Source organism: Stenotrophomonas sp. 107298_Sma (assembly GCF_056480345.1).
Map to the genome: position 1 here is coordinate 4,197,295 of NZ_CM151094.1, position 13,696 is coordinate 4,210,990.

General features: G+C 68.0%; 9 protein-coding genes. 6 read left to right on the forward strand and 3 right to left on the reverse strand.

All coding sequences use genetic code 11. The annotated features are described in order from the left end of the window. Positions 1-48: 48 nt before the first annotated feature. The 4 genes from cutA to ACZK2G_RS19465 all read left to right on the forward strand — a co-directional run bounded on the left by cutA (position 49) and on the right by ACZK2G_RS19465 (position 6,084). Entirely contained in the window at positions 49-387 is a 339-nt protein-coding gene (cutA, locus tag ACZK2G_RS19450) for a divalent-cation tolerance protein CutA (protein ID WP_006396762.1), read from the forward strand. After that, entirely contained in the window at positions 384-2,768 is a 2,385-nt protein-coding gene (locus ACZK2G_RS19455) for a protein-disulfide reductase DsbD family protein (RefSeq protein ID WP_478474154.1), read from the forward strand. The genes cutA and ACZK2G_RS19455 overlap by 4 nt, the downstream gene beginning before the upstream one ends. Beyond that, the gene (locus ACZK2G_RS19460) at positions 2,765-3,328 is read left to right on the forward strand and encodes a TlpA family protein disulfide reductase (RefSeq protein WP_253077957.1); all 564 of its coding nucleotides are present in this window, start codon (positions 2,765-2,767) and stop codon (positions 3,326-3,328) included. The genes ACZK2G_RS19455 and ACZK2G_RS19460 overlap by 4 nt, the downstream gene beginning before the upstream one ends. A 233-nt stretch (positions 3,329-3,561) precedes the next feature. Continuing rightward, positions 3,562-6,084, forward strand: a complete 2,523-nt coding sequence (locus tag ACZK2G_RS19465; RefSeq protein WP_478474155.1) for a PepSY domain-containing protein — start codon at positions 3,562-3,564, stop codon at positions 6,082-6,084. A gap of 121 nt (positions 6,085-6,205) precedes the next feature. Here the strand turns inward: ACZK2G_RS19465 and ACZK2G_RS19470 are convergent, their stop codons facing one another. Continuing rightward, a complete protein-coding gene (locus ACZK2G_RS19470) occupies positions 6,206-8,746 on the reverse strand; it encodes a methyl-accepting chemotaxis protein (protein WP_478474156.1) in 2,541 nt (846 codons plus the stop codon). 203 nt (positions 8,747-8,949) lie between these two features. Between ACZK2G_RS19470 and ACZK2G_RS19475 the strand changes: the two genes are divergently transcribed. Next, positions 8,950-9,792 carry an arylamine N-acetyltransferase family protein gene (locus ACZK2G_RS19475; protein WP_046987301.1) on the forward strand — a complete coding sequence of 281 codons (843 nt, stop codon included), beginning with the start codon at positions 8,950-8,952 and terminating at the stop codon, positions 9,790-9,792. Positions 9,793-9,856: 64 nt separating this feature from the next. On the opposite strand, the gene ACZK2G_RS19480 is transcribed toward ACZK2G_RS19475, so the two are convergent. Continuing rightward, positions 9,857-10,228, reverse strand: a complete 372-nt coding sequence (locus ACZK2G_RS19480) for a VOC family protein (protein WP_046987302.1) — start codon at positions 10,226-10,228, stop codon at positions 9,857-9,859. A gap of 82 nt (positions 10,229-10,310) precedes the next feature. Here ACZK2G_RS19480 and ACZK2G_RS19485 point away from each other — a divergent pair, with 82 nt between their 5' ends. Beyond that, a complete protein-coding gene (locus ACZK2G_RS19485) occupies positions 10,311-11,027 on the forward strand; it encodes a transporter substrate-binding domain-containing protein (protein WP_478474157.1) in 717 nt (238 codons plus the stop codon). A 54-nt stretch (positions 11,028-11,081) separates the two neighbouring features. On the opposite strand, the gene ACZK2G_RS19490 is transcribed toward ACZK2G_RS19485, so the two are convergent. Continuing rightward, on the reverse strand, positions 11,082-13,694 hold the full coding sequence (locus ACZK2G_RS19490; RefSeq protein WP_337302257.1) for a TonB-dependent receptor: 2,613 nt from the start codon (positions 13,692-13,694) through the stop codon (positions 11,082-11,084). Between the last annotated feature and the right edge of the window lie 2 nt (positions 13,695-13,696).

The window sequence follows — 13,696 nt, forward strand, 5'->3', positions numbered from 1 at the left end:
TTGCCGCCGCCGGGCCCTGACCCGGCGGCGGCCCTATACTCGACGGTCATGTCGACCGTCGATCCCGTCCTGCTGTTGTTGACCACCTGCCCGGACCGGGCCAGTGCCGAGCGCATCGCGCACGCGCTGGTTGGCGAGCGCCTGGCCGCGTGCGTCACACGACTGGAGGGCGCGCAGTCGACCTACCGCTGGCAGGGCGAGGTCACCACCGACACCGAACTGCAGTTGCTGGTGAAGACCACCGCGAGCCGCGTCGATGACGCAATCGCCCGGATCGTCGAACTGCATCCGTATGAACTCCCGGAGTGCATCGCGGTCGAAACCCGGGCCGGCCTGCCGGCGTATCTGGACTGGATCCGGGCACAGACCCGGGAGGACACTGATTGAAGACTTTGTTTGCGCGTGGCGCCGCCCTGTGCGCCCTGTTGTGGCTCTCGCTGCCGGCCTTCGCGCTGGATGAGAAGGACCTGCTGCCGGTGGACCAGGCGTTCGCGCTGACCGCGACCGCCCCCGAACGCGGCCAGGTGCAGCTGCAGTTCAAGATCGCACCGGGCTATTACCTGTATCGCCACCGCACCAGCGTCAAGGCCGACCCGGCCTTCAACGCAGGCGCGCTGCAGATGCCCAAGGGCGACAAGCACCACGACGATTTCTTCGGCGAGGTTGAAACCTATCGCGAGCGGCTGCAGGCCACCCTGCCCGGCGCACCGACCGATGCAGCCGGCACCATCAGCCTGGAAGTGCGTTACCAGGGCTGCGCCGACGCCGGTGTCTGCTATCCGCCGCAGAAGCGCGTGGTGCAGGTGACCCTGCCCGGCGGCGGTGCACAGGCGGCGGCCCCGGCCGCACGCCCCGGTGCGGCCAGCCCGTTCAACAACCCGCTGGCCGGTGCCGGCAACAGCGGCGGCCTGCGCCTGCCGGGTGCGGCCAGCAACAGCCAGGCGCTGCCACTGCCGTCGGAGCAGGCATTCGGCTTCGATGCCATTGCCAGCGATGGCAACACCCTGCTGCTGCGCTTCAGCCCGGCGCCGGGCTACTACCTGTATCGCGACCGCACCTCGCTGAAGCTCGAAGGCAGCGCCGGCGTGCTGGCCGACAAGCTGCGATGGCCGGCCGCTCAGTCGCATCGCGACGAGCACTTCGGCGATGTCTCGGTGTATTTCAACCAGGTGGAGGTGCCGCTGCCGCTGCGCCGCTCTGTCGCCGACGCGGTCGACAGCACCCTGGTGGTGACCTTCCAGGGCTGCCAGACCGACGGCATCTGCTACCCGCCGATGACGCGACGGGTGAAGCTGTCGATCCCGGCCGGCAGGATCAACGCCAGCGCCAACCAGGCGCCGCCGCGCAGCGAGGTGATCAGCCCGCTGCCGACCGCCACCGGTGCTCCGCGCGAGGCTGCCAATGGCGCGCCGCTGCGCCTGCTGCCGACCGTGCCCAACGCCGATGCCGGCACGCCGGCCGGCGCTGGCAGTGCCGCCGCTGACAACGCGTTCGCCGCCGACGCGCGCGGCGACAACGCCATGCGCACGCGCCCGCCAGCGGCCACGCCGAACCCGGACCGTTCGTTCCTGTGGGTCCTGCTGCTCGCCCTGGCCGGCGGCCTGGTGCTGAACCTGATGCCGTGCGTGCTGCCGATCCTGTCGCTGAAGGTACTCGGCCTGGCACAGAGCGGTGAAAGCCCGCAGCGCGCGCGCAGCCATGCGCTCTGGTACACGCTGGGCGTGCTGGTTGCGTTCGCGGTGATCGGTGCGTTGATGGTCGGCCTGCGCGCGATCGGCAACGCGGTCGGCATCGGCTTCCAGCTGCAGCACCCGGGCGTGGTGGCCGCACTGGCCTACGTCATGTTCGCAGTGGGCCTGAGCCTGTCCGGGGTGTTCACCCTCGGCGGTGGCCTCGGCAACCTCGGCCAGTCGCTGGCCAGCCGCAGCGGCCCGGCCGGGGACTTCTTCACCGGTGCGCTGGCCTGCGTGGTCGGCAGTGCCTGCGTCGGCCCGTTCATGGGCGGTGCGGTGGCCTATGCGTTCATCGCGACGCCACTGCAGGCGATGACCGTGTTCCTGTTCCTCGGCCTCGGCCTGGCCCTGCCGTTCCTGCTGATCGGCTTCGTGCCGGCGCTGGCACGCCGCCTGCCCAAGCCGGGCCCGTGGATGGAAACGCTCAAGCACGTGCTGGCTTTCCCGATGTATGCCACCGCGCTATGGCTGCTGTGGGTGCTGGGCAAGCAGCGCGGCGTGGACGGCATGTCGCTGGTGCTGGGTGGCCTGCTGCTGTTCGCTTTCGGTCTGTGGCTGTTCGAACGCAACCGCTGGACCGGCCCGCGTCCCGTTGCCCTGCTGGGCGTGCTGCTGGCCATCGCTGCACTGGTGCCGGCCTGGGGCGTCACCCAGCTGGCACCGCCAGCGCGCGCCGCACAGGCGGCCAGCGACAACGTGGTCGAATACTCGCCGCAGCTGCTGGACCGCCTGCGCGCCGACAAGCGCGTGGTGTTCGTCAACATGACCGCCGACTGGTGCGTGAGCTGCAAGGCCAACGAGCGCGCTGTGCTGTCGCGGCCGGAGTTCAAGGAACTGCTCAAGCGCACCAATGCGGTGTACATGCGCGGTGACTACACCAATGTGGACCCGCAGATCACCACGTTCCTGGAAGAGCACAAGGCCGTGGGCGTGCCGCTGTACGTGGTGTACGGCCCCGGCGCGCCGCCGACCGTGCTGCCGACCCTGCTGACCCAGGCGGTGGTCGAGGAAGCGCTGCTGCGCACCGCACGATGAAATGGCAACGGCCAGCGCTGCTGTGGACAGCGGTGCTGGCCGCCGGCCTCGGCCTGTGGGCCGGGTACCGGCTGGCACCAACGCCGGCTGCACCTGCCGCAGCGCCGGCCGCTTCCCCTGCAGCCCCCGCGACGCCTGCGCTGCAGGTGGGTGACCCACTGCCTGCACTGACGCTGCCGGATCTCGAGGGCCGACCGCTCGACCTGCGCCAGCGCTTCGCCGGTCGCCCGCTGCTGATCAATGTCTGGGCCAGCTGGTGCGCCCCCTGCGTGGAAGAGATGCCGGAGCTGGCACGCTTTGCCCATACCCGGGGCAGCGAAGGCGTGCAGGTGCTGGGCCTGGCATTGGATACGCCGGAAGACGTGCGCCGCTTCCTGCAGCAGGTACCGGTGGACTACCCGATCGTGATCGAGACCCCGGGCCCGCGCGATGCCAGCGTGCAGCTGGGCAATACGCAGGGACTGCTGCCCTACAGCGTGCTGTTCGACGCACAGGGGCGATTGCAGAAGGCGAAGCTGGGACCGTTCACCCACGGCGAGATCGACAGCTGGGTGAAGTGAGGGTCTTGGCAGGGTTGCACCCTGCACCCGCGGTAGTGCCGGCCGCTGGCCGGCAACCTCAGAAACAACAGCCAAGGCAACAGCAACAGCGGGCTTTCCGAGGGGTGCCGGGCGCCGCCCGGCCGATACCCCCTGCTTGACCACAGGCAGGGCGCCACGGAGAATTCCGCGACTAATTCTCATTTGCTGTTGCGCAGGATGCGGGCGGCAGCCTTCCAGGCCCTCCTCCTTCGATGTTCAAGAACGTCCTGTTCCAACTGCACTGGCTGCTGGGCATCACCGCTGGTGCCGTACTGGCCGTTATGGGCCTCAGCGGCGCCGTGCTGTCCTTCGAGGACGAACTGCTGCGTGCCGCCAATCCCGGATTCGCCGCGATCGCCGAGCACCATGCCGACGGCCAGCCACCGCTGGCGTTGAGCGAGCTGATGCCTTTGCTCCAGGCAGGAAGCGAGCGCCCCCTGCAGCGCCTGCGGATCGACGCCACCGGCCAGCGGCCCTCGGTGGCGCGGTTTGCCGGAGGCAAGGAACACTGGGTGTACTTCGATCCGTACAGCGGCGAGCGCTTCAGTGCCCTGCGCGGGCAGGCCTTCTTCGACTTCATCGAAGACCTGCATCGGCACCTCGCTGCCGGCGAGCGGGGCAAATGGATCACCGGCAGCTGTGCGATCGCGCTGCTGTTCTTCACCCTCTCCGGTCTCTACCTGCGCTGGCCCCGGCGCTGGTGGCACTGGCGCAGCTGGTTGGCGGTGGAGTGGAAGCGCAGCGGCCGTGGCTTCCTGTGGAGCCTGCACTCGGTGGTCGGCACCTGGGTGCTGCTGATCTACCTGATGAGTGCGTTGACCGGCCTGTGGTGGTCGTTCGACTGGTACCGCAGCGCCGCCAACACGCTGCTGGGCGTGGCGCCGGCAGCGAAGCACAAGGTCGCCGCCGACGCGGCACTGGACCTGGATCGCATCGAGGCCACGCTGTATGCGTTGCCGGGCGTGCGCACCGGGTACATCGACCTGCGCCTGCCGGAGAAGCCCGGGCAGCCACTCAATGTACGCGTGATGGCCGGTGATCCGGCGCGGCGCGGTGGCCACCACGATCGTGCACATGACCTGCTGCAGCTCGATCCGGCCAGCGGTGCGATCCTCGATGCCCGTCCGTATGCGCGCCAGGGCGCCGGCGGACAGCTGGCCACCAGCGTGTTCGCGCTGCATTCGGGAAGTTACTTCGGTGCACCCGGGCGCGTGGTGGTGATGCTCAGCAGCCTGGGCATGAGCCTGTTCTTCATCACCGGCTGGATGCTGTACCTGGACCGCCGCCGCAGCCAGCGCGCCGCGCGCGGGCTTCGCCAGTCGCTGCCGGTAGCCACTGACGATGGCAGCAACATACCCTGGCTTGTGGTGCATGCCAGCCAGAGCGGGCTGGGCGAGCAGCTGGCCTGGCGCGCGGCGGCGCTGTTGCAGGCCGCCGGACATGCGGTGCAGGTGCTGCCATTGGACCGCGTCGACGGCTCACAGCTACAGCAAACCGTGCAGGCCCTGTTCGTGCTCAGCACCTTTGGCGACGGCGAACCACCGGATGCGGCGCGACGCGCTTCGCGACTGCTGCTCGCGCAGCGCGTGGACCTGTCGGGCCTGCAGTTTGCCCTGCTCGCGCTGGGTGATCGCCAGTACCCGCACTACTGCGGTTTCGGCCGCCAGGTCGATGCCTGGCTGATCGGCAACGGCGCGCGCCCGCTGTTCGAGCGCATCGATGTCGATGCTGCCTCGGTACCGTCCCTGCGCCAGTGGCAGCAGCAGCTGGCTGCATTGACCGGCATCACCACCGATGACAGCGTGCTGCCGGCTGCCACGCAGATGCATGACTGGCGCCTGCTCGGCCGCGACCGTCTCAACCCTGGCAGCATCGGTGGCGCGATCTGGCGTATCCGCCTTGCCGCGCCCGCCGAGGTGCGGTGGCAGGCCGGTGACATCCTGCATATCGCACCCCGCCACAATGCAGGGCACGCCAGTGCAGTGCTGAAGGCGCATGGGCTGGACCCACTGCAACCACTGCTGGTGGAAGGCAACCCGCGCACGCTGTTGGCCCTGGCCAGCGAGCGCGAGCTACCCGATGCAGACGCCGCGCTGGCGGTGCAGGATGCCTGCCTGTGGCTGCGCGGACTGCCGTTGCTGCCCGGCCGCGAGTACTCGATCGCCTCGTGCACGGATGACGGCGCAGTGGAACTGGTGGTGCGCCTGGTACATGACGCCTCCGGTCGGGCTGGACTGGGTTCGGGGTGGCTGTCACTGCATGCACCGATCGGTGCCAGCATCGTCGCCCGCGTACATCGCAATCCCGGCTTCCACCGCGTGCCGGGTGCACCGATGGTGCTGGTCGGCAACGGCACCGGCATCGCTGGCCTGCGCAGCCTGTTGCGCGAAGCCGCCCATGCTGGCGAGCACGGGCATTGGCTGCTGTTTGGCGAACGCCAGCGCGCGCATGACTTCTTGTTTGCCGAAGAAATCGGGGCCTGGCAGGCCGATGGCCATCTGTCGCGGGTGGACCTGGCGTTCTCGCGCGATGGCGACGGTGGCTACGTGCAGGATCGACTGCACGCCGCAGCCGATGCGCTGTGCGACTGGATGCAACGTGGCGCGGTGATCCATGTCTGCGGTTCGCTGCAGGGCATGGCCGAAGGCGTGGACCAGGTGCTGCGCGCTGCGCTGGGAGATGACGCGGTGGAAACGCTGCTGGAGAACGGGCGCTACCGGCGCGACGTGTATTGATTCCTGCCGCCGAACGCTGGCGTGAGCCGAGCATGGGCTCGGCTCTACAGTGTTCCTGCAGCCGATGTAGAGCCGAGCCTACGCTCGGCTGATTCCCCGCCAGCCGACAAGGAACCGCAAGCTAGGCCGCCGCAGCGCGCGCCCGCGGCATCGACTGCAGGCGGAACGCCCCCACCGCCTCGGCCAAGGCATGCACCTGCGCCTGCATCTGTGCGGTCGAGGCGCCGGCCTCTTCCACCAGGCTGGCGTTGCGCTGGGTGCTGGCTTCCATCTGCACGATGGTCTGGTTCACCTGCGCGATGCCGGCATGCTGGTCCTGCGACGCGCTGCGAATGCCGGCCAACAGCTCGGCCAGCTGCTGCACGCTGCCGACGATCTCGCCCATCGTGGTGCCGGCCTGTTCGGCCTGCTGGTTGCCCTGCCCGACACGCGCCACCGAATCCTCGATCAACCCCTTGATCTGCTTGGCCGCCTCGGCGCTGCGCTGTGCCAGCAGGCGCACTTCGGCGGCCACCACGGCGAAGCTGCGACCCTGCTCTCCGGCGCGCGCCGCTTCCACCGCCGCGTTGAGCGCGAGGATGTTGGTCTGGAAGGCGATGCCATCGATCAACTGAGTGATGTCACCGATGCGTCGAGACGCCTCGCTGATGCCATGCATGGTTGCCACCACTTGGCCGACCGCCTCACCGCCGCGCTGGGCCACTGCCGCCGCGCCCTGGACAAGCGCATCAGCGCGGCCTGCGGCATCGGCGTTGCGGCCGACCGTATCGGTCAGTTCATGCATCGATGCTGCAGTCTCTTCCAGGTTGGCCGCCTGCTGCTCGGTGCGCTGTGACAGGTCGTGGTGACCGGCGACGATTTCGCCAACACCCGTATCCAGACTGGACGTGGCCTGCTGGATGCGGGTGACGATGCGGCCCAGCTGCGCGACGGTGGTATTGGCATCGTCACGCATGCGCGCGAACACGCCCTGCAGCTCACCTTCCATGCGCACGCTGAGATCGCCGCGTGCCAGTGCCGCCAGCAATGCCTGTAGATCGCCGAGGTTGCTTTCGAAGGTCACCAGAAGCCGGTTGATGCTGGTCGACAGCGTACGCACGAAGCCTTGCTTGCCGTCCAGTGCAATACGTCCGTGCAGGTCACCGTGTGCGGCGGCATCGACCAGGGCTGCCACCTCGGTTTCCAGCAGGGTTTCCAGGGCGCGGCTGCGCCATTCCACCGCGACACCAAGGAAATGGCCCTCGTCGATGATGGCGTTGGCGATCAACTGGTAGCGCACGCCGGCGTGGCCGATCTCGCGCTCCTCGCGCTGGCGCACGCCGGCCAGGCTGGCCAGCGCCGGGTGCAGGCGCACCGCGTCACCGCCCACCAGGTCTTCGGCCTGCAGATCCAGCAGCTGCAGCAGCGCAGGGTTGGCATACGCCACCTGGCCTTCGGCATCGACCACCATCAAGCCGGTCTGTGCGCTGTCCAAGGCCTGTCGCACGCGGGTATTGCCGCGCGCTACCGCACGCTCGGTTTCGATACGCGCGCGCAGGCGCTGCTGCATGTGGACCAGGCGCTGGGCCAGCTGGCCGATCTCGTCGTTGGCGTTGTACACACGCAGCGTGGTGTCCAGGCGGTCCTCGGCAATGTCGCTGGCGAAGCGCAGGGTGTCCTGGATCGGCTGGCGTACCGCGCGCAGCACCAGTATCAGGCTGGTGATCAGCACACCGGCGACCAGCAGCAGGGTCACTGCGAACAGCACGCTCATGGTGCGTGCACCGGCCTGCTGGCGCGCCTGTGCCTTGCCCAGCGCGGCGACCTGGGCCTGCTGGAAGGCGCTCAGCGCCGGTGCGACGCTGGCCGCGGTGTCCAGCAGCGACTGTGCTTCCACATCCAGGCCAACGCGGGCGGCGGTATAGCCCAGCAACGCGACCTGATAGGCCTCCATGCCGTTGCGAAGGGCATCCTGCGCATCGGTCGGCAGGCCCACCAGCCCGAGATCGAATGGCAGTTTCTCTTCGCTCGCACGGTCGGCATGGGTGGAGTCGCCATCGAGCAGCAGCAGTGCTTCCTGTCGGCGCATCTTCTGCAGGGACAGCGCCAACGACGGCCGCTGCAGCGCATCCACCTGCGCCTGCAGGGTGTCAGCGGCCTGCTGCAGCTGCGCGGCAAGGCCGGCATCGCCACGACCCATCTCATCGACGCGTTCGAACAGGGCGGCCACACCCTGCGAGAACGCGCCGGCGGCTTCGGTCAGCGCCCGCAGCGCCTTGCGCCGTCCGGCGTCCATCGGCATCGCGCGAAGCGCCTGCAGATCGGCCTGCAGCGCCTTCTGCGTCGCCAGCAGCTGCGCGCGGTCGGCATCATCGAAACTGCGTGCATACTGGGTCTGCAGACGACGCGCCTCGGCCACCCGCGTGGCCAGGCTCGCGGCCAGATCGCTGCCGTGCTGGTAGCTGGCCTGGCTGCGCGCTGCCTGCGTGCTGGCATGGCCGGTCCACGCGTAGACGGCGGCAATCGCGATCAGGCCCAGGCCACAGACCCACAGGGTCGCCTTGAGCTTGTTGGCCACGCTGAGCCGGTGCGGCTGCAGCCACAGCAGCAGGCCGGGGGACGCCGAGCGCAAAGCGGCAAGCCGCATGCGCAGGGACCGGAGGTGGGGGACAACGGCCGACATGACAGACTCCAGGCGGAAGGACGCACCTGTATCGGCTGGATATGGGGCAACTTTAGGTTTTTTTTGGTTCAGTCCCACCGTTTGCTGGCGGACGCGGCCTTTGTACCCGGCATAGGCGACGGGGGGATGACACCCGCGCAGTGCTTGACCTCAACCCCGGTTGGGGGAACACAGTGGACCTCCCTCCCCCGACCGGTGGCCGCATGACGACGCTCGATGTCCCCCGCTACCTGCAGCGCCTGCAGTTGGATGCACCGCCACCGCCAACGCTGGCTGGCCTGACCCTGCTGCAGCAGCGCCACAACGCGCTGCTGCCATTCGAAACCCTCAGCTGCCTGCTGCGCGATGCAGTGCCGATCGACCTGGACAGCGTGCAGCGCAAACTGCTCGATGAACGTCGTGGCGGCTACTGCTTCGAACTCAACGGCGGCCTGCTGGCGCTGCTGCAGGCGCTGGGCTTCGATGCGCAGCCGCTGAGCGCGCGCGTTCTACTGGCGGCACGGGACGGCGAGCTCACGGCGCGCACCCACCTGCTGCTGCGCGTGCACGTAGACGGTGACGAATGGCTTGTGGACGCCGGCTTCGGCAGCCTGACCCCGACCGTACCTCTGCGCCTGCAGGGTGCGCAGCCGCAGGCAACGCCGCACGAACGCTATCTGCTGCAGCGGCTGCCCGGCGACGGAGACTTCGTGCTCTCCGCCGAGTCCAGCGATGGTTGGCGGGCGATGTATCGCTTCGACCTGCAGTCACCGGCCCCGATCGACAACGTGGTGGGCAACTGGTACGTGTGCACCCATCCGGATTCGAGCTTCCCCGGCCAGCTGCGTGCGTCGCTGACCGGACCGGACTGGCGCCGCACCATTGGTAGCGGCAACTACACCGAGTACCGGCCCGGGCAGGCACCGGACAAGCGCCCTTTGCACGATGTCGGCGATGTGCGCGAGGTGCTGCAGCAGCGCTTCGGCATGCAGCTGCCGAACGACCCGCGGCTGGACCCGGCGATCAACGAATGGTTGCAGCGCTCGCGGGCCGCGACCCACTTGTAGCGGCGAGCCATGCTCGACTGGTGCATTGACGGCGCGACCAACAGCAGCCGAGCATGGCTCGACTCTACAGAATCGCGCGCGCCTGCAACGCAATGCGGTTGCCTTCGCTGTCGCGGATCTCGGCCACGCGCCAGTCACCGGCATCAGCGGGGCCGAAACACAGTTCGGCTCCAACCTGCAAGGCTCGCTCGAGGCTGGCATCAAGGTCATCGACCCCGATGTAGATGCGCGCGCCCTGTTCTGACGGCCGGTAGTCCGCCCCCTGCACCAGCGCCATGCTGGCCCCTGCCGCTTCATCGCCGAACGGCAGGTAGGCCATCCGGCAATCGTGCAGCAGGATCGGTTCGTCCACCTGCACCTGCAACCACTGCTGGTAGAAGGTGATGGCACGGGCCAGGTCACTGGCTGGGATCTCGACATGCAGGATCGGATTCATCCGCGCAGGATAACCGGACGCTGACGCTGCCTGCGCAGCAGCACTGGCATGCTGGACGCCCCCCTGTTCCGCGGAGCCCTGCATGTCCCTGGCCGATCATCGAAGCACACTGGCACCGCGAGGCTTTCTGCGCGTAGCGATCAACCTGGGCAACCCAGTGCTGGCGCAGGGTGATGCCCGTTCACCGCGTGGCCCTTCACTGGAGCTGGCCACAGCGATGGCGCAGCGGATGGGCGTGGAGGCCCGTTTCACCTGCCACGACGCTGCGGCGTCGGTGGTCGCCGCAGCGGCCGAAGATGCATGGGACCTGGCCTTCCTGGCCATCGATCCGGCGCGGGCCGACCGCATCGCCTTCAGTGCCCCATACGTGGAGATCGAAGGCACCTACCTGGTGCGCGAGGACAGCCCCTCGCAACAGGTGGCCGACCTGGACCGCGACGGACTGCGCATCGCGGTCGGCCGCGGTGCGGCCTACGACCTGTTTCTCAGCCGCGAACTGCGCCACGCCATGATCGAGCGGGCAGAGACGTCGGCGGCGGCGATCACCCTGTTCGAGCAGCGGCGCCTGGATGCCGCCGCCGGCGTGCGCCAGCCGCTGGAAGCCTGGGCACAGATCCATCCTGGCCACCGCGTGCTGGCTGGCCGCTTCACCGCGATCCAGCAGGCGGTGGCAGCGCCGGCCTCCCGCCCGGCCGACGCGCTGAGGGCGTTGTTCGAGGAAGTGGAGGCGATCAAGGCCGGCCCGTTGCTGGCTGAAGCCTTCGCCCGTGCCGGGCAGGCGGTCACGCTGGTGCGATGATTGAAGAGCAGAAGCAGTCGAGCTTGGCTCGACTCTACAGAACGCCGGTACGGCTCACTGGAACAGATACTTCAGGCCGATCTGCGCACGACGGCCGTAGTACTCCACCTGCAGCGGGCGCTGCGGGCTGCCTTGGTAGTACTTCAACGGCTCGTTGGTGAGGTTGCTCAGCTCGGCGAACACCGTCCAGCGATCGAAGGTATAGGAAGCGCTGAAGTCGACCGAGGTGTTGGCGCCGTACCAGGCGTCGGTGACGCTGCTGTCGCCGTGCGCTTCGATGTAGGCACCCTTGTGATTGGTGGCCAGACGGGCAGCGAAGGCGCCGTCGTCGTAGTACACGGTGACGTTGTACAGGCGGTCGGCCTGGCCGGTGATCGGCACGTTGCCGTTACGCGCCGGAATGCGCATGCGCGAGTCCATCAGGGTCAGGTTGGCATTGATGCCCAAGTTGCTCCACAGGCCGGGCAGGAAATCGAAGCGGCGCACGAAGGCGAACTCTGCGCCCCACAGCTTGGCATCGTCACCATTCTCGGGCCGGTAGAAGGTGACGTTGGGGTTGCCGTTGAAGCTGCCGGTGCTGCTGCTCTGGAACACCGGATTGCTGATGTTCTTGTAGAACACCCCGCCGGACAGCAGACCCAGCGGACCGGCATACCACTCGGCCATCAGGTCCAGGTTGTCCGAATAGGTCGGGTCCAGGTTGGCGTTGCCGGAGGTGAAGGTGCCATCGGCTTCCATGAACGAGCCACCCGGGTTGATGTCACCAAAGTTCGGGCGGGCGAAGCTGCGGGTCAGGCCCAGCCGCAGGTTGAGATCGCTGCGCGGTGAGAAACGCACGTTGAGCTGCGGCAGCACCGAGGTGTAGCGCTTGCGGCCCAGGTTGGGCACCAGCGCGCTGCTGCCATCGGCGTCACGCTCCAGCACCAGACCGCGCACGTCGGTGGCGGTGCGTTCCAGGCGCACGCCGCCGACCACGTCCCAGCGCTCGTCCGGCTTCCAGGTGGCCATCGCATAGGTCGCGTATTGCTTCTCGGCCACGTCGAAGTTGCGACCCAGCGCCGCGCCGTTGGCCACCAGTGCCGAATCGCCCGGCACCAGCACCAGGTGCTGCTTGTTCTGCCGGTACCATTCGGCCAATGCCTGCACCGGTACCACCTGCGAGAAATCGCGGGCGTAGTCACGTCCATTGCCGACGTCGTAGCCACTGCGGTCCGGCTGGTCCATCAACGGGAAGTCAGCCAGGGTCGGCACCGGCCCGCCGGTGGCGGAGTTCCAGGCATAGAACTCGTCGGAGAAGCGTGCGCGGCGCTGCTTGTCGCGGTACTTGGCCCCCATCTTCCAGGTCAGCGTGTCGCTCGCGTCGAAACTGAAGTCCAGCTGCGCGACCGCCTTGTCCTTCTCATTGATCGCCACCCGATACAGCTCCACCGCGCTCAGCGACATCTTCCGCGGATCCATTGCGAAGCTCGGCGGCAGATGGGTTTCGGGGGTGTCGGCGGCAACGTTGCCGCCATCGAGGGTGTTGTACGAGTTGCGGCCCACACCACGGTCCTGCAGGCCCTGGTAGCCGACCTTGCCCTGGTTGAACTGGACCACGAAGTACGCGTTGTCGGCACAGGTGGGAATGCAGCCATAACGGAAATCGTTCTCGGCACTGGCCAGCTTCCAGTCCACCTGGCCCCGGCCGAAGGTGTGCTGGCCGCCGAATTCGAACGTCTTGAATTCGGTGATCAGCTCGTTGTGGATGTTCTGCAGCTCCACGCGGTCCTTGTCGAACCGGTAGCGGTGCTTGTAGTGGGTCTCATCGTCGCTCAACTCGCCATACTGGCCACGCACGTACAGGCGATGGCCATCGGCCGGAAGGAATTCCATGCCACCGTTGACGCCGCGCGTGGTGCGCTCGCCGGTGTAGTCGCGCAGCTCCAGCCGGTAGACCCCCAGGCCGTCGGCACTGCGGCGCGGCTCGAAGTTGTCGGTCGCCCACGGGCGCTTCCAGTAGGTACCGTTGATCAGGAACCCGAAGCGTCCATCGGCGCTGCGGTCGCCGTACAGCACGTTCGCGCTGGTGCCGGTGTCGACTGCCTTGTCGTTGTAGTTGCCGGCCACGCTGGCGGCAAACGTGCGCCGTGTCGGTGCGGTGCGGGTGACGAAGTTGACCTGGCCACCGATGGCGTCGCCTTCGCGGTCGGGCGTGAGCGTCTTGCTCACTTCGATGCGCTCGATCAGCTCGGTCGGGAAGAAATCGAATGCCGTGGCACGGCTGGTGGTTTCCTCTTCGGCGGTCGGCAGACGGTCACCGTTGAGGGTGGTTGAGTTCCACTGTGCCGGCAGGCCACGCACGGCAACGAAGCGGCCTTCGCCCTGGTCGCGTTCGATCGACACACCGGGAACCCGCTGCACGGCTTCGGCAGCGTTGTGGTCGGGCAGCTTGCCGATGCCGTCGGCACTGATCACGTTCATCAGATGGCTGGCTTCGCGCTGTGCATCCAGCGCCTGTTTCTCGCCACTGACGATGCTGCCGACCACGGTGACGGTGTCCAGGTCGACGGCGGAGGTGGTGGGCACGGTATCGGTCGCGGCTGGCGTGGCGGCCTGGACGGCCAGCGGGGCATGCAGCAGGGCGAGCAGACCCAGGGTAAGCGGATGGCGCGAAGGCAGTGTGGACATGG

Excerpts from the sequence above, each read along its gene's own strand:
- cutA (WP_006396762.1), top strand. The coding sequence starts at position 49 with ATGTCGACCGTCGATCCCGTCCTGCTGTTGTTGACCACCTGCCCGGAC.
- ACZK2G_RS19460 (WP_253077957.1), top strand. The coding sequence starts at position 2,765 with ATGAAATGGCAACGGCCAGCGCTGCTGTGGACAGCGGTGCTGGCCGCC.
- ACZK2G_RS19465 (WP_478474155.1), top strand. The coding sequence starts at position 3,562 with ATGTTCAAGAACGTCCTGTTCCAACTGCACTGGCTGCTGGGCATCACC.
- ACZK2G_RS19470 (WP_478474156.1), bottom strand. The coding sequence starts at position 8,746 with ATGTCGGCCGTTGTCCCCCACCTCCGGTCCCTGCGCATGCGGCTTGCC.
- ACZK2G_RS19475 (WP_046987301.1), top strand. The coding sequence starts at position 8,950 with ATGACGACGCTCGATGTCCCCCGCTACCTGCAGCGCCTGCAGTTGGAT.
- ACZK2G_RS19480 (WP_046987302.1), bottom strand. The coding sequence starts at position 10,228 with ATGAATCCGATCCTGCATGTCGAGATCCCAGCCAGTGACCTGGCCCGT.
- ACZK2G_RS19485 (WP_478474157.1), top strand. The coding sequence starts at position 10,311 with ATGTCCCTGGCCGATCATCGAAGCACACTGGCACCGCGAGGCTTTCTG.
- ACZK2G_RS19490 (WP_337302257.1), bottom strand. The coding sequence starts at position 13,694 with ATGTCCACACTGCCTTCGCGCCATCCGCTTACCCTGGGTCTGCTCGCC.